This window comes from Streptomyces flavofungini (assembly GCF_041028215.1).
GTDB classification, from domain to species: domain Bacteria; phylum Actinomycetota; class Actinomycetes; order Streptomycetales; family Streptomycetaceae; genus Streptomyces; species Streptomyces flavofungini_B.
In genome coordinates, this window is sequence record NZ_JASKYR010000120.1 from 1 (window position 1) to 15,481 (window position 15,481).

General features: G+C 73.4%; 13 protein-coding genes and 1 pseudogene. 4 read left to right on the forward strand and 10 right to left on the reverse strand.

Annotation, left to right across the window (positions count from 1 at the left end; all coding sequences use genetic code 11):
• Positions 1-20 precede the first annotated feature (20 nt).
• Entirely contained in the window at positions 21-887 is an 867-nt protein-coding gene (locus AB8Z36_RS11240) for a hypothetical protein (RefSeq protein ID WP_369213094.1), read from the reverse strand.
• Positions 888-958: 71 nt separating this feature from the next.
• Entirely contained in the window at positions 959-1,411 is a 453-nt protein-coding gene (locus tag AB8Z36_RS11245) for a hypothetical protein (RefSeq protein WP_369213095.1), read from the reverse strand.
• Positions 1,412-1,650: 239 nt separating this feature from the next.
• On the opposite strand from AB8Z36_RS11245, the gene AB8Z36_RS11250 reads away from it, so the two are divergent.
• From AB8Z36_RS11250 to AB8Z36_RS11265, 4 genes and pseudogenes are all read left to right on the forward strand, one after another.
• Positions 1,651-1,962 carry a trypco2 family protein gene (locus AB8Z36_RS11250; protein ID WP_369213096.1) on the forward strand — a complete coding sequence of 104 codons (312 nt, stop codon included), beginning with the start codon at positions 1,651-1,653 and terminating at the stop codon, positions 1,960-1,962.
• Positions 1,963-1,971: 9 nt separating this feature from the next.
• Complete coding sequence (locus tag AB8Z36_RS11255; protein ID WP_369213097.1) at positions 1,972-6,225, forward strand: trypsin-like peptidase domain-containing protein; 4,254 nt, start codon at positions 1,972-1,974, stop codon at positions 6,223-6,225.
• An 89-nt stretch (positions 6,226-6,314) separates the two neighbouring features.
• Complete coding sequence (locus AB8Z36_RS11260) at positions 6,315-7,250, forward strand: aldo/keto reductase (RefSeq protein ID WP_369213098.1); 936 nt, start codon at positions 6,315-6,317, stop codon at positions 7,248-7,250.
• A gap of 40 nt (positions 7,251-7,290) precedes the next feature.
• Positions 7,291-7,540, forward strand: a pseudogene (locus AB8Z36_RS11265) (MerR family transcriptional regulator).
• 16 nt (positions 7,541-7,556) lie between these two features.
• On the opposite strand, the gene AB8Z36_RS11270 reads toward AB8Z36_RS11265, so the two are convergent.
• From AB8Z36_RS11270 to AB8Z36_RS11305, 8 genes are all read right to left on the reverse strand, one after another.
• Positions 7,557-7,826, reverse strand: coding sequence for a 4Fe-4S dicluster domain-containing protein (locus tag AB8Z36_RS11270; protein WP_369213099.1), 270 nt, complete (start codon positions 7,824-7,826; stop codon positions 7,557-7,559).
• Positions 7,827-7,894: 68 nt separating this feature from the next.
• Positions 7,895-9,154 (reverse strand): NAD(P)/FAD-dependent oxidoreductase, encoded by a 1,260-nt coding sequence (locus AB8Z36_RS11275; RefSeq protein ID WP_369213100.1) that lies wholly within the window; start codon positions 9,152-9,154, stop codon positions 7,895-7,897.
• A gap of 70 nt (positions 9,155-9,224) precedes the next feature.
• Positions 9,225-10,151, reverse strand: a complete 927-nt coding sequence (locus tag AB8Z36_RS11280; protein WP_369213101.1) for a DUF1702 family protein — start codon at positions 10,149-10,151, stop codon at positions 9,225-9,227.
• Positions 10,148-11,173, reverse strand: a complete 1,026-nt coding sequence (locus AB8Z36_RS11285; protein WP_369213102.1) for a DUF1702 family protein — start codon at positions 11,171-11,173, stop codon at positions 10,148-10,150. The genes AB8Z36_RS11280 and AB8Z36_RS11285 overlap by 4 nt, the downstream gene beginning before the upstream one ends.
• Complete coding sequence (locus AB8Z36_RS11290; RefSeq protein ID WP_369213103.1) at positions 11,170-12,477, reverse strand: cation:proton antiporter; 1,308 nt, start codon at positions 12,475-12,477, stop codon at positions 11,170-11,172. The genes AB8Z36_RS11285 and AB8Z36_RS11290 overlap by 4 nt, the downstream gene beginning before the upstream one ends.
• A gap of 17 nt (positions 12,478-12,494) precedes the next feature.
• Complete coding sequence (locus AB8Z36_RS11295) at positions 12,495-13,418, reverse strand: DUF1702 family protein (RefSeq protein ID WP_369213104.1); 924 nt, start codon at positions 13,416-13,418, stop codon at positions 12,495-12,497.
• Positions 13,415-14,371 carry a DUF1702 family protein gene (locus tag AB8Z36_RS11300; protein ID WP_369213105.1) on the reverse strand — a complete coding sequence of 319 codons (957 nt, stop codon included), beginning with the start codon at positions 14,369-14,371 and terminating at the stop codon, positions 13,415-13,417. Before AB8Z36_RS11300 ends, AB8Z36_RS11295 begins: the two co-directional genes overlap by 4 nt.
• Positions 14,355-15,481, reverse strand: a 1,127-nt coding sequence (locus AB8Z36_RS11305) for a beta-ketoacyl reductase (protein WP_369213106.1), incomplete at its 5' end; no start/stop codon positions are given. The genes AB8Z36_RS11305 and AB8Z36_RS11300, both read right to left, overlap by 17 nt.

Sequence of the window (15,481 nt, forward strand, 5' to 3'; positions counted from 1 at the left end):
GGAGGGACGGGCGACTCGGATCATGGCTTCGCGGGCGGCGGTGCCGCCAGCGAGGCCGTAACGACCACCGGCGTCGGCCGACCCGCCTCGCGCAGGGCCTCAGCCGTCATCTCCACCAGCCACACCGCGATGTCCGGCGACCACTCGCGCGTGGTGCAGCCGAACCGGACCGCCTCGCGCATCCCGTCGGTGTACACCGATCGGCCGAGGTCGAGGCCGAGCCCCGGAAGCCCGTCCGGGGGCCTCTGCGCGGTCACGTCGAGCGCCCCCTGCGCCTTCTCCCGCACGGCTTCGCTCAGGGTTTCCGCGTCGTGCTCGCCCGCCCCGTCCTCGCCGGGGCGGCAGGAGACGGTCACCACCACCTCGAACCGGAGGTCCGGGTCGGCGAGACCGAACCACGGGGCCAGCTCGATCTGGTGGAAGGCCGTGTCGCGCTCGGTGTCCTCAAGCGGCAGCAGGGCGTGCAGGCCGGTGAACGTCACCGTGCCCGCGCGGGCCAGCGTCTCGGACAGCACCAGGGCGATCGGCCGTACGGGGAGCCCCGGACGCGGAGGGTCGGTGTCCACTCCGGCGCCGAGCCACGCCAGTTCACGCACCCCGCCGTCCTGCGTCCAGTCGCCGCCCACCTCCTGGTGGGCCCAGGCCGTGGGTGCGTGGGACGCCGTGACCTCGCCGTCCTCGTGCAGCAGACCGCCCACGGTCCGCCAGCCGTAGGAACCGGCCCGGTCGACCGCGAGAAAGAGGACCTCCTCCGCGACGGAGCCCCCGGCATCGGCACCGGCATCGGGACCGGTCCCGGCATCCGCCTCGCGTGTCACCACCCGGTCGAACCACGCGTGCAGCTCAAGGGTTCCGTGCAGGCCGACGACGACGGTGGGGGGAAACACAGGCGGGCACTCCCGGAGAGAGAAGCGGGCGGTGCCGGAAGCGTATCCTCCGGCACCGCCTCAGCCGTTGATCAGAGACCGCAGCCGAGCTTCTGCGTCGCGGTGATCTTCTTGTGGCTGTCGTCCGGGTAACCGATCAGGTCGACGTCGATGACGCTGCGGAACTCAAGCAGGCCCACGTACGGGGTGCACTTGTGCGCGGCAGCCGCGCGCTTGCCGCTGCCGCCGCCCTGGTAGACGTTCTTGTGGTCCTCGGCGATGGTCTTCCATGCGCCCCCGCGCTTGACCTGGAGCCACACCGTGACCTTGGCCTTGACACCCCTGGCCGGGCCGCTCAGGCTCTTCCACCAGCCGTGGGCGTTGATGTTGCCCCGCACCTGGTGCGAGAAGTGAACGTTGTCACCCATGGTCCGGAACGCCCCGATACCGGAGGAGCGGGTCGACTTCTCGGCGGCGACGGCGCGGTCCTGCGACGCGTCGGAGCCTGCGGCCTGAGCCGGAACGGCCACACCGAATGCGAGCACAGTGGCCAGGGCAGCGGACGCCGCCCCCGTACGGATACGCACGTGGAATTCCCCCATACAAATTGGTCGGTCGCGCCGCGTTCGACGCGACGTTGGTACGTTCCGCAGTCTAAACACCTGGTCTCAGCCTTGTACGCGGTGGGTGGCGCCCCTCGGCGACGGTGGTCGTCGGACGGCGGCCGGAGCGCCCCCTTGTAGGATCTGGGTCCGCTGCAAGGGGGATACGAGGGGGACGGCGCGTGATCGAACTGTCGGACATGATCCGCGAGTTGCGGAACCAGCTCTCCGTGGCGCTGGCCGATGGCGCCGACGACGCGGTGCGGTTCGAGCTCGGGCCCGTCGAGCTGGAGGCGACCGTCGCCGTGAGCCGTGAGGGCGGGGCGGACGCCAAGGTGCGGCTGTGGGTGGTCGACGCCGGGGCGAACGGGAAGTACGCACACGCCCAGACCCAGCGGATCGCCGTCACCCTCGTGCCGAAGGTGCGGGCGCCCGGCGAGAACGGGACACGGTCCCTGCTCATCGGCGGTGAGGAAGTCGAGGGCGAGCGGTGAGGTGACCCCGTGCTGAGGGTGGAGCGGGTGGCCGAGATCCTGGCCGCCCCGCCCGGTGGTGGGCGCGGACGGCGTGGCTCGGGGTACCTGGTCGCGCCCGGCCGGGTGCTCACCGCCGCCCATGTCGTCGAGGGGGCGTCGGACCTGCGCGTGCGCTTCCAGGCCGACCGGCCGGGCGAGCGGGTCGTCGCGGCGGACGTACGGTGGCGGCACCCCGGAATCGACATCGCCGTGCTCGACCTCGCGGGCATCGGCGCGGACCGACGAGCCGACCCCGGCGACACCGCCTCGTACGGCCGTCTCGGTGAGCACGACGCCGCGGTGCGCTGCACCGCCGTGGGGTTTCCCCGCTTCAAGCTCCGCACGGAGAGCGGCGGTTCGAGCTTCCGGGACGCCGAGCACGTCCACGCCGGATGCGCCGCCCTGTCCAACCGGCGTGAGGGAACGCTCGACCTCAGCGTCGACGCACCGCCCGCGAACGACCCCGGCACCGCGTGGGACGCCTGGGAGGGGATGTCCGGAGCCGCCGTCTTCAGCGGCGGGCTCCTGATCGGCGTGGTCACCCGGCACCACCTGGCCGACGGACCCGGACGCATCGCGGCGGGCCGGGTGGACCGCTGGGCCGAGACCCTCGCACCGGACGAACTCGGCACCCTGGAAGCGGTGCTGGGCCGCGCCCTGCGTCCCGACGCGCTGCCGGACGTGCTGCCCGCCTCCCCGCGCGACCTCCTCCAGGAGTCCTACCGGGCACAACTGACCGACTTGGCACCACGGGAGCTGCGGGACCGCCGCCAAGAGATCGACTCACTCGTCGCGTTCTGCGGCGGCAGCGAGCCCTATCTGTGGGTCCAGGGCGCGCCATGGGCGGGGAAGACGGCGCTCATGGCCTGGTTCGCCCTGCATCCGCCGCGCGGGGTGGTCCCGGTGTGGTTCTTCGTCACCGCGCGCCATGCCGGTCAGGGCGACAGCGGCGCCTATGCCGAGGCCGTCGTCGACCAGCTCGCGATGATCGCCGGACGCGAGCCGGTGAGCCGCGACGCGTCGCCCGCCCGCAACGGCGAGCGCACCCTGCTGCTCCATCAGGCGGCGGAGCGGGTCCACGGAGAGGGCGGCACCCTCTTACTGATCGTGGACGGACTCGACGAGGACCAGTCCCTGCTCCCCGCGGACACCGCGACCGGAAGCACCGCGGGCCCCGCACGGAGCATCGCGTCGCTGCTGCCGGAAGGCCTGCCGCCCCAGGTCCGCGTGCTGGTCACCAGCCGCCCCGGTCCGGGAATCCCGGTGGACGTCGCGGGCGGCCACCCGTTGCGCGGCTGTCCCGTACTGCCGCTCACGGCCAACGCCGCGGCGCGGCACACCGAGCACGAGGCCAGGTACGAGCTGCGCCAGGCGCTGTCGGGCCCCCGTACGCAGCGCGATCTGGTCGGCCTGTTCACCGCCGCGCGCGGCCCGCTGAAGGCCGGGGACCTGCGCGCGCTCACGGGTGAGCCCGAGTTCGAACTGCGCCGACTGCTGGACAGCGGCTTCGGGCGCATCCTGCGGCCGAGCGGCGGCGGCTCGCCCGGTTCCTCCGGCGAGGAGAGCATCTCGGCCGGGCGGGGGCCCGGGTACGTCTTTTCCCACGAGACTCTCCTCGCGGTCGCGCGGGAGGAGTTCGGGCCGGATCTCGGCCCGTACCTGGAGCGGCTGCGTGCCTGGGCCGCCGGATACGCCCGGGACGGCTGGCCCGACGGCACTCCGGCGTACCTCCTGCTGCCCTACGGCAGGATGTCCGCCACCCTGCGGAACGCCCGGGACGCCCGGCTGGCCGTGACCCTGGTGACCGACCCCCGGCGGCACGCCCGGCTGCGCGCGGAGACGGAGAGCGACGCGGCGTGCCTCGCGGAGATGGCGGCGGTGCACGAAACGGTGCTCGGGCTCGGGCGCGAGACCGGTACGGAGGAGCTGGAAGCGCTGACCGCGCTGGCGGTCGCGGGCGACCTGGTGGCCCGCCGCAACGAGGAACTGCACCTGGACGTACCGGCGGCCTACGGCAGGATCGGCAGGGTCCGGCTCGCCGTGGGCCTCGCCCGCAGCGTCTTTCATCCGCTGAACCGGGCGATCGCCACGGCGAAGCTGGCCCGGGTCCTCGCGGAGGCGGGTGACCGGCGGGCCCCGGGCCTGGCGGAGGACGCCCTCGACCTGGTCGAGGGAGAAGCGGGCGGGCCCCACCCGCACGAGGTGGTGACGTCGTGGTGGAACGCGAAAGGCATCCAGGCGGCCGCCCTCGCGGGAACGGGACGGCGGGCGGAGGCGGTCCGGCTCCTGGATGAGCTGCCCCGGCCACGGACGTCCGAGGACGCGGCGGGGTTCGCCCGGGCCGTGGTCCTCGCGGCCGGTGGAGTACGGGACGCCGAGGCGATGTCCGGACTGCTGCGGGCGGCCGAGGACGCCGTGGGCGGGAACGCCTACGCGCATCACCGTGCCGAGCTGCTGGCGGACCTCGCGCGGGCCTGGGCGGACTGTCACCGCCCGGACGAGCGGGACCGGGTCCACGACGCTCTGCTCGCTCTCGTGGCGCGGCACCCCGAGGACCTGCGACTGCCGCCGATCGCCGCCGAGGCCCTGCGCGCGACGCGCCCCGAGGCGGCACGATCCCTGGCCCGGGCGGCCCGTGCCGCGTGGCTCGACCCCGATGCGCACGGGGTGGTCCGAGGTGCGCCCGGCGTCGTCTACGCACTCGTGGCCGACCGCCGGATGGCGGAGGCGGAGGAGTTCGCGTCCGCCCGGACGCCCGATGTACACGCCGCAGGCTGGATCCAGCAGATGTACGACTGGGGCGAGATGTCCAGGGTGCTCGCCCAGGGGTGGGCGCGCGAGGGCGACGCCGCGGCGGCCTGGACCGCGCTCGCGCCCACGTGGAGCAGCGACACCGTGGACCTCTATCAGGGCGGCAGCGCGGCGGAGGTCGCCGGACTGCTCGCCGCGTCCGGGCGGAGCACGGACGCCGAGGCCTGGCTCGGCACGGCGGCGGGGGTGCCGCGGCACGTCACCGCCGAGGCGCTGTGCGCGCTGGCCGTGCACCACGCGGCGGACGACCCCGGGCGGTCGCTGCGGCTGCTGCGTCTGGCCGTCAGTGGCTTCCCCGGCGCCAGACGGACGCTCTCCGCGCACCAGCAGGACCAGTTCGCCGAGCTGGCGGGCGCGCTGGCGTCGGCGGGCCACCCCGACGACGCCGAGCGGCTGGCCGAGGCGCTCACCGATCCGGCCGTGCGCGCCCGTGGTCTGGCGGCCGTGTCCCTGGCCGTATGCCCGTCGGACCAGGAGCGCGCCCTGCGGCTCGCCGAGCGCGCCCTTGCCGGACTGCCCACGGCCGACGACCTCGGCAGGGTGCCCGGCGCGCTGACCGCCGCCGTGCAGGCGCTGGCCGGTGCCGGTGCCGCGGACCGGGTGGCCGAGGTGCTCGACGCCCACGCGACCGGTGTGCTGTCGCCCTTCTCCGACGACCACCTGCGGACCCGCGTCCACGCGGTCGCACTGCTGTGGCCGCACGCGCCGGAATGGGCGGGCCGCATGGCCGACCTCGTCCTGCACGAGCTGACCGGCCAGGCCTCGGGCCATGGGCTCATCGCCGAACTGCTCGTCGCCGTCGGCCACCACGACGAGCGGCGCGCCTCCGCCGTGCGGGAGCTGCTCGACGCCCGCTCCCCCGGGCCGTACCCGCTCCAGCTCGATCAGCGGCGGCAGCGGTGGGCGCGGTTCGGGCAGAGCGAGCCCAGTTGGGTCGACACCGTGCTGGCCGGTCTGGTCGAGGCCGCCGCCGACCGTGAGCACGCCCTTCGCGCCTACATCGACCCGCTCGCCGACGAGCACCGGGACAAGCGGCTGCCCGCCGCACTGGCCGGGACGCTCGCGCTCGTCCGCGCGGGTGTCGGGGACCACGACGCGGCTCTCGCGCTGGCCCGGCAGGCGCGCGGTGAGAGCGAGCGCGCGGAGGTCCTGGCGCACCTCGCCGCCCACGCCGCCTGTGTGCCGGGGGACGTGGTCGCCGTACCGCTGTACGAGGACCAGTACGACGTCCTCCGCGTGTCCGGCCGCCTGGCGGGCTTGCTCCTGCCGCCGCCGTCCGGGCCCGATCTGCCCCGGGCCAGGGCCCTGTTGGCACAGGCGCTCACCTCCGGCGGCTGGTGGCACGCCCTGCCGGTGCTCGCCCGTCTCGCGCCCGACGCCGTCCTTGCGGCGGGCCGCGACGCGCTCGCGGAGCTCTCCGGCGAACGGTGATCCAGCACTGCTTGACCGCATGCTCGCTTGACCGCTTGCTCGCTTGACCGCTTGACCTGGAGCGCGCTCCAGATCCGAGGATGACGGGCATGGAGAACACCGACCCCCAGGTCGTCCTGGGCACCATGGACTTCGGCACACGCGTCGACCCCGAACAGTCCTTCGCGATCCTCGACGCCTTCGTCGCGGGCGGCGGCGGCTGGCTCGACACCGCCAACTGCTACACCTTCTGGACCGACCCCAGCGGTGTAGGCGGCGCCAGTGAGCGCGTCATAGGCGCCTGGCTGCGGGCCCGTCCCGGCGCCCGCGAAAGGGTGCGGATCGCGACGAAGGTCCGCCACAACCCACGCGTTCCGCACGCGCCGGAGAGCGCCGAGGGCCTCTCGGCGCCCGCCGTCCACGCCGGTGTGGCGGAGAGCCTGGAACGCCTCGGCGTCGACCACGTCGATCTGCTGTGGGCGCACGCGGAGGACCGTTCCGTGCCGCTGGAGGAGACCGTCGGCGCCTTCGGCGAGCTGGTGGCCAAGGGCGTGGCCCGGCGCGTCGGGGCGGCCAACCACGCCGCCTGGCGCGTGGAGCGTGCCCGCTCGCTCGCCCGCGACCGGGGCATGGAGCCGTGGACGTCCCTGCAACTGCGCCACTCGCTCGTCCAGCCGCGCCCGCTCACCACCCTCGCGGAGGGCGGCCACCGCCTGCTCACCGCCGAGGACATGGACCTCGCACGCTCTGAGGGGCTCGACGTGTGGTCGTACAGCTCACTGATGTGGGGCTCCTACGTCCGCGCGGACAAGCCCCTGCCGCCGATCTATGATCACCCCGGCACCACGCGGGTGCTCGCGGTCCTCGACGGCATTGCCGGTGAGCTGGCGGCCACGCCGAACCAGGTCGTCCTCGCCTGGCTGACGCGGCAGGGCATCGACCCCATCGTCGGCGTGAGCCGGGTGGAGCAGATCGAGGAAGCACTGGCCGCGCGCCGGGTCCGCCTCACCGACGAGCACCTGGCGCGCTTCGCCGAGGCACGGTAGCGACGGTCCCGAATGGAGCCCCTCTTGACCACCCCCAACCCTGACCCCGGCGGCGGCAGCCGAACGCACCGGGGTCTCCATCGACACGCTGCGGTACTACGAGCGCAAAGGGCTGATCGGCCCGATCCGGCGCTCCGGCGGCGGGCGCAGGGAGTACACCGAGGACGACGTCTTCTGGATCGGCCTGGTCACCTGCTCTGCGCGAGCGCCGTGCGGCCCTTCAGGAGCGGGTGACGGCGCTGCGGCGGGCCATCGGGGTCCTGGACGAGAAGATCGACTACTACAGCTGAGTGCCGGGGAGCGGTGTCAGGCCGGGCGCGGTGCGAAGAAGTCCCGGTTGGCGGCGGCCGCCTGGCGGGACTCGCGCGGGAGGTCCTCCTCGGGGTAGATCGCCTCGACGGGGCACACCGGTTCGCAGGCGCCGCAGTCGATGCACTCGGTGGGGTCGATGTAGAGCTGGAGGTGGCGGCCGAAGGACTCGTCGCCGGGACCGGGGTGGATGGCGTCGACGGGGCACGCCTCCCAGCAGGCGGTGTCCTTGCTCGTGGCGCAGGCTTCGGTGATCACGTAGGCCATGGGATCTCCACGGTGGGTGCGAAGGGCGGACGGCGCCCGGCGGGGGGCGCCGTCCGGAGGCCGCCGGTTCAGCCGGTGACGGCGGGTTCCGGCTCGGCGGGCAGGTCGGGGTCGCCGAGGCCCATGAGGGCGGAGAGATTGCGCGGCGAGAAGAACTCGCCCCAGGGAACGGTGTTCTGGATGACGCCGAAGAACCGGTTGATGGCGTCCTGGTTGCCCCGCATCGCGGCGAGCACGTCCTGGAAGGCGGGGTCGAAGGGCTCCATGGCGGCGTGGTCGACGATGAAGTCGTAGAGCGGCTTGAGTGCCTCCTCGCGCCGGTGCTCGTAGGTGCGCAGGGCCGATTCGAGGGGCATCCGTCCGGAGAACCCGGCGTCGAGTGCCTGGGCGAGGAGTTCGGCGTCCCTGAAGGCGTCGGTGATGCCCTGGGCGGTGATGGGGTCCTTGTGGACCCCGGCGTCACCGACCAGGGCCCAGCCGGGCCCGTAGGGCTTGCGGAAGAAGTTGGGGCGGTTGCCCGCGCCCATGAAGCGGTGCGCCAGGCTGCCGCCGTCGAGCCGTGCCCGCAGGTCCGGCGCTATGTCGTCCACCGTCTTCAGATAGCCGCTGTGCACATCGGCCTTGAAGTCGGCGAAGTCGCGCTCGGGCCGCTCGACGAAGACGGCGGCCTGCTCGTCGTGCGTGGGGAAGGCGATGACGGTGCTGCCCGGTCGGGTGGAGAACTCAAGGCCCTTCAGGCGCACGTCGTTCCAGTACGTGTAGTAGCCGAAGGCCTTGGGCGGGACGACGTGGTACTCGGGGGCCGCGACGGTCTGTGCCACGAGGGACCGCAGGCCGTCCGCGCCGATGACCATGCGGGCCCGCTCGGTGACGGTGATGCCGCTGGCGCCCCGGCCGCGGATCCCCACCACGCGGTCGCCCTCGGTGAGCACCTCGCGCACCGAGAAGCCCTCCCGGACCTCCGCACCGGCCGAGGCCGCGGCATCCACGAGGAGCTTGTCGAGGACGGTGCGCTTGGGGGCGTAGAGGGCGGCGAACCCGTCGTCGTCGGGGTAGGGGAAGCCCTCCAGGGTGAAGTGGCCGTACCGGTCGAAGCAGAGATCGAGGACGATGTTGGTCACGGCGGGGCAGCCGGAGGCCTCGACCTGGCCGAGCAGCCCCCAGCGCCTGAGCCGGGCACTGCCCTCGACGGTGATCATGTGGGTGGAGACGGTGTCACTGGGGAAGGTGGCCCGGTCCAGCAGGAGCACCCGGTAGCCCTTCCTGGCGAGCAGCATGGCGGTGGGTGCACCGGACACACGGGCACCGATGACGATGGCGTCGTACACGGCCGATTCCCTTTCCTGGAGGTGGGTGTGCGGCGTCGGGTGGGCGGCCGTGCGGACGCCCCCTCGGGCCTCAGCCGGTGAGCAGGTCCTCGGTGCGCCGTCGCCAGATCTCGTAGCGCGGTTCGACGCTGATCACCGGCAGTTCGGCGGCCGCCTCCGCGACCGCGGTGGCCGCCTTCTCGGCGTCGCGTCCGCAGAAGACCCGGCAGGCGAGGTCGGTGTGCGCGGCGGGGTTGCCCGCGGTGCGGCGTCCCCACGCGGCGACGGCGGCGCCCCTGGCCAACTGCGGGCGGTACGCGGCGGCGTGGGTGAGCACCGTGCGCAGCGCGGCCTCGTCGGCGCCGCCGCCGTAGGCCGCCGCCAGGCCGACGCCGCTCCACAGGTCGGCGTGCCGTTCGGGCCGGAACCCCGCGACGAGGCCGGCGACACGTTCGACCACCGCGCCGCCCGAGAACCACAGCGCCCGGCCGATTCCCTGGTCGAAGAAGCGGCGGCCGTACGGCGTGAGCCGGGTGGGTACGGCGTGCTCCTCCACGTACCTGCGGCGCCGGAAGAACGCCTCGTGGAACCCGTACCCGTCGGCGGTCACCCAGCCCAGGAGCGGGTCGAGGCGCGCGAGTTGGCTCTCCGGCGTGCGGTGCAGCCGGGCGTAGGCGAGGCCGACGCCGACGTAGACGGGGTAGATGTGGGCGGCGGCGGGTCCCGCGACGAAGGCGTCGAGGCGCCGCTGCCGCGGGGTGAGGGCGTCCAGGGCCGCGATGCCCATGCCCGCGCCCTCGTAGGCGAACCCCCGGACCTCCGGCTCCACCGCGTCGAGGCGCGGGGTGAGGATGTGCGGGCGCGGGTCCTCAAGCGCCGCGTGGTAGCCCTCCATGAGCGAGCACGCGACGGGCGCGAACCTCTCCCATGCCTCCGGGGCGAACCCCGGCCGGGAGAAGACGGCCCGGGCGGAGGGGATGCCGAACAGGCGCCTGCGTACGGCTCCGGTCGCGGTCATGCGCCGACCTCCCTCGGGGCGGGTGCGGCGGCGGTCGTGCGGGTCCAGGCGGTCTTGATCCGCTGTCGCCAGCGTTCGTAGGCGGGTGTGTCGTCGGTCTGCCCGGCGGGGTCGGTGTGTCCGGCGTGGCCGGTCGCGCCGAGGGCGCGGCCCGCCGCGTGGGCGAGGGCGGCGACCGAGGTGGCTGTCTGTCCCCAGATGACCTCGCACGCCAGGTCGGTGTGGGGGGCTGGCTGTCCCGACTGCTCGCGGAAGATGGAGGCGACCGCGCAGCCCGCCGCGATGTCGGCGCGGTGGTGTCCCGCCGCGTCGAGGAGCGTGGCGACGGTCGCGCGGTCCATCACTCCGGCCGCGTAGGCGCAGGCCAGGCCGATGCCGCTCCACAGATCGCCCTGGCGCGGGGCGGGGAAGGCGCGGATGGTGCCGATGATCCGCTCCACGTTGGCGCCCGTGGAGAACCACAGGCTGCGGCCGATCCCCTGGTCGAAGGAGCGTGCCGCGTAACCCCGGATGCCACGCGGCGTCCGGTGCCGTTCGACGGTGTCCCGCCAGGAGAAGAACCCCTCGTAGAAGCCGTAGCCGTCCATCACCAGCCAGCGCAGGAAGGGGTCCTGGCGGGCGAGGAAGCGCTCGGTGCCGAGGGGGACGCGGGGCAGGACGAGTCCGGCGCCGATGTGGACCAGGCACCGGTAGGGCGCGCCGGGCCCGTGGACGAAGGCGGCCAGCCGGTTCCTGTACGGAAAGAGGCTGTCGAGCAGCATCAGGCCCATCCCGGCGCCTTCGTAGCCGATGCCCCGCAGCTCCGGCGGCAAGGCGTTCAGCCGGGGGATTAGGTCCTGGTGGCGCGGGTGGTCGAGGGTGAGGTAGAAGCTGTCGACGAGGGTCCGGGCCACCGGTTCGAACAGCCGCCAGGTCTTGTCCATGTCCTCCTGGGCGCCGAACCGCTCGGCGGCCATCTCGGGGAAGGCGTCGGCGGAGAGCGGGAAGACCGGTTTGAGCAGGGTTCCGAGCGGCACGTTCATGTGCGGCTTCCCTTCGGGTCGGCGACGGCCGCGGGTACCTCGACGGCCACGAGCACGGGTGCGGTCCTGGTGCGGTGGCGGCCGTAGACCAGCTCGAACAGCGGGGTCGCCATGAGCGTGGTGGCGATCGCCATGAAGACCAGGATGGTGAAGAGGGTCGGTGTGATCAGGCCCTCCTGGAGCCCGATGTTGAGCAGGATCAGCTCCATCAGGCCGCGCGCGTTCATCAGGCTGCCCAGGGCGAGGGCCTCGCGCTGCGGTTCCTTGTGCAGCCGTGCGGCGAACCAGCAGGCGACCCCCTTGCCGAGCACGGAGACCGCGAGGATGAGCAGGGCGACGCCCCACAGGGCGAAGCTGTTGACGAGTCCGATCTCGGTGTTCAGGCCGGAGAAGACGAAGAACAGCGGCAGCAGCAGATGGGTGGTGAGGGGCTCGAAGGCGGCGCGGACGCGGTCGGCGAAGAGACCGCGCGGCATGGCGGCGCCGAGGATGAAGGCGCCGAACACCGCGTAGATGCCGACGTAGTCGGTGAACCAGGCCGCCAGCATCAGGATCATCAGGACGAGCGTCATGACGGGCGAGCTGACGTTCCCCTCCCGCTCGGCCCTGGTCCCGAGGCGGGTCAGCAGCCGCTTGCCCACGGTCAGCACGAAGACGGCGTAGACGATGCCGCCGCCGATGGCCAGGAAGGCGATCTGCATGTCGTTCTTGAACACCGCGAGGACGACGGCGAGCAGGCACCAGGAGATCGCGTCGTCCGTGGCACCCGCCGCGAGGGCGAGCGTGCCGAGCGAGGTGCCGGTCAGACGGCGCTCGAAGATGATGCGGGCGAGCATCGGGAAGGCGGTGATGGCGATGGCGGAGCCCATGAACAGCATGGCCTGCCAGGACTTGACGCCCTCGGTGAAGAACGTGCCGTCCTGCTGGATGAGCAGGGCCGCCGTCAGCGCGCCGAGGGCGAGGGGGGTGAAGACCCCGGCCATCGAGATCGAGACGGCGCTGGGGAGGCGGTGGCGTATCAGGCTGGTGTCGAACTCCAGCCCGACCAGGAACATGTACAGGACGAGGCCGACCTGGGCGACCACGTAGATCATGGTCATCGAGGGTCCGGCGGGGAACAGCTTCTCCTGGGCGTCCGGGAGGAGGAGGCCGAACAGGGAGGGCCCCAGCAGGACACCGGCGATCATCTCCCCCACGACCAGGGGCTGTCCCATGCGGCGGACGAGCAGTCCCACCAGGCGGCAGGCCGCGAGGATCGCGGTCAGTTGCAGGAAGAAGCGGATGGCGATTTCCGAGTTGGACACTTTTCCCCCATCTCTGGTCAGGCGAACTGGCGGCGGATCCGCCTGCGCCAGATCTCGTAGGCCGGTTCGACCTCGTCGACGGGCAGGTCGGCCAGGGCCCGCGCGGCGACATCGGCCGCCTCCGCGCTGTCGATGCCGCAGATCACCCGGCAGGCGACCTCGTTGTGCTCGGCCCCGTTGCCCACTTGCCGCCGGGCCCGCGCGGCGACGATCACGCCCTCGGCGAGCCGTGCACGGTGCTCATCGGCGCGGGCGCGCAGCGCGCGGACCGTGGGCTCGTCGACGCCGCCGGTGTAGCCGCAGGCGAGCCCGACGCCCGCCCAGAGGTCGCCCCGGCGGGCGGCGGGGAAGGCGTCGATGGTGGCGACGACGCGTTTGACCTCGGCTCCGGTGGCGAACCAGATGCTGCGGCCGAGACCGTGGTCGAAGGCGTTCAGGGCGTAGCCGCTGAGGTGCCGGGGCGTGGCGCGCTCCTGGACGTGGCGGCGGTGGGCGAAGAAGCCCTCGTGGAAGCCGTAGCCGTCCAGGACCACCCAGTTGAAGACGGGGTCGCACAGCCGTCGCCGGAACGGTTCGGGGTCGCGGCGAAGGCGGGCGAGTCCCATACCCGCGCCGAGGTAGACCGCGAAGACGTAGGCGCTCGCGGGTCCGGCCACGAAGCGGCGGGTGCGCCCGCGCCACGGCAGCAGATGGTCGAGGGCGGCGAGCCCGACCCCGGCGCCTTCGTAGGCGAAGCCGAGCAGTTCGTCGGGGTAGGCGTCCAGCTTCGCGAGCAGGGCGGTCTCACGCCGGTTCAGCAGCGTCGTCCGGCAGCACTCGGTGACGGTGTAGACGACTTCGCTGAGCCGCTCGGCGGCGGCCGTGCCGTCCGTTGCGGCCGGGGGCAGATCGGTGGGCGCGACCTCGAAGAGCGGGCGCAGCAGGGCGCCCAGTACGGTCATGACGCCTCTCCCGTGGGGGTGGGGACGGCGGCGAGGGCGGTGTGGAGGCGCCGCTGGAGGACGTCGTAGGCGGGTGCGGACGGGGTGTCGGGCAGGTCCTTGAAGGCCCGGTCGACGTGGTGCGCGGCGGCTTCGCCGGAGAGGCCGCACAGCACCTCGCAGGCCAGGTCAGTGTCGGGGATGGGGTTGCCCGCCCGGATGCGGCCCTTGGCCACGAACGCCGCGCCGACCGCCATCCGCGTCACATGCCGTCCGGCCGCCCCGCGCAGGGCCTCCACGGCCGCCCGGTCGACTCCCCCGACGTAGCCGCAGGCCACTCCGACGCCCACCCAGAGGTCGGCGTGGCGGTGGCTGGGGAAGTCGGCGACGGTCCGGGCGATGTCGCCGGGGTCGGCTCCCCGGGTGAACCAGATGCTCCGCCCGACGCCCTGGTCGAAGACCCGCCGGGCGAACGGCGAGAGGTGCGCGGGGACCTGCTGCCGGTCCACGAACCTGCGCTCCTTGAAGAAGCCCTCGTGGAAGCCGTAGCCGTCCATCACCAGCCAGCGCAGCGCGGGATCACTCAGGCGCCGCATGAAGGGTTCGGGCCTGCGGCGCAGCCGGGCGAGTGCCTCGCCCGCGCCGATGTGGACCATGTACACGTGCGGGCTGCCGGGGCCCGCCAGGTAGGCCTGGAGGCGGGAGGCGCCCGGCAGGAAGCAGTCCAGGCCCGTCAGTCCCATGGCGGCGCCCTCGTAGGCGTAGCCGCGCAGTTCCAGCGGGGTGCGGTCGAGGCGGGGGACGAGGTCCTCCATGCGGCTGCTGTCCAGGACGCTGTGGTAGCCGCCGACGGCGGTCCGCACGACGGTCTCCAGGTGCCGCCACGTCGGGGTGTCGCCCCGGCTGAAGCCGATGGCCTCCGCGTCGGGGACGCCCATCACGGCGCGGCGCAGTCGGCTAAGCGGCTGGGTCATGGTTCATCGCTCCCGTCGCGTGGTCGGTGGGGTCCTGCTCCAGTTCGTCGAGGAGGCGTTCCAGTTCCTCGGGTGGCACCTGCGCGAGGAGTGCGGCGAGGTCGTCGGGACGCTGCTCCGGACCTGGGGCTTCGGGTTCGGCCTCGGTGGTCCCGGCCGGGTCCGCCAGATCCAGGAGCGGCAGCAGCCGCGCGGCCAGGTCGGCGACGCTCATCCCCTGGAGCAGGTCGAGGACCGAGATCTCCGCGCGCAGGGTCGCCTCGACGCGGTTCTTGACCTCGACGGCCATGAGCGAGTCGATGCCCAGGCTGCTGAGGTTGTCGTCGTCGCCGAACTCCGCGGGGCCGAGCCGGAGCACGAGCGCCGCGATGGCGTGCAGATGGCCGGTGAGGGCGGTCAGCCGCTCCGCTGCCGGGGCCCGGCGCAGGGCGGCGAGTACGGCGTCGGCTCCGGCTGCCTCGTCCTCGTCGGGCAGGCCGCTCGCTGTCACGCCGAGTTCGGCGAACATCGGGGGCAGCCCGCCTCCCGTCGACGCGGCCCGTGCGGCGGCCCAGTCGGCGGTGATCGCGACGACGTGGGCCGGGCGCTGGCCGATGAGGCGGCCGAGGACGCGGGTGCCCGCCTCGGGGGTGATGAGCTCGATGCCGCGCCGCGCGTACATCTCCCGCAGGCCGAGCTCCTCCACCATGCCCACCGACCACGGGCCCCAACCGATGCTCAGGGCGGGCAGTCCGAGCGCCCTGCGGTGCTGGGCGAGCGCGTCGAGGAAGGCGTTGGCGGCGGCGTAGTTGGCCTGTCCCGCGGAGGCGATGACCGAGCCGACCGAGCCGAAAAGGACGAAGAACTCCAGCGGGCTTCGGGCGAAGAGGCGGTGCAGCAGCCAGCCGCTGTTCAGTTTGGGCCGCAGGACGCGCCGGAAGGTGTCCCTGCTCATCCGCTGCATCAGCTCGTCCTCGACGACCCCGGCACAGTGCACGAGGCCCCCGACCGGCGGCCGTCGCAGGCGCAGGTGTTCGGCGTGCCAGGCCCTCAGCTCCGTCTCGTCGGCGCAGTCGACGGCCGCGCAGTGCACCCGTMCGCCCTGTTCCTCGTACCGCAGCAGTTCGGCCA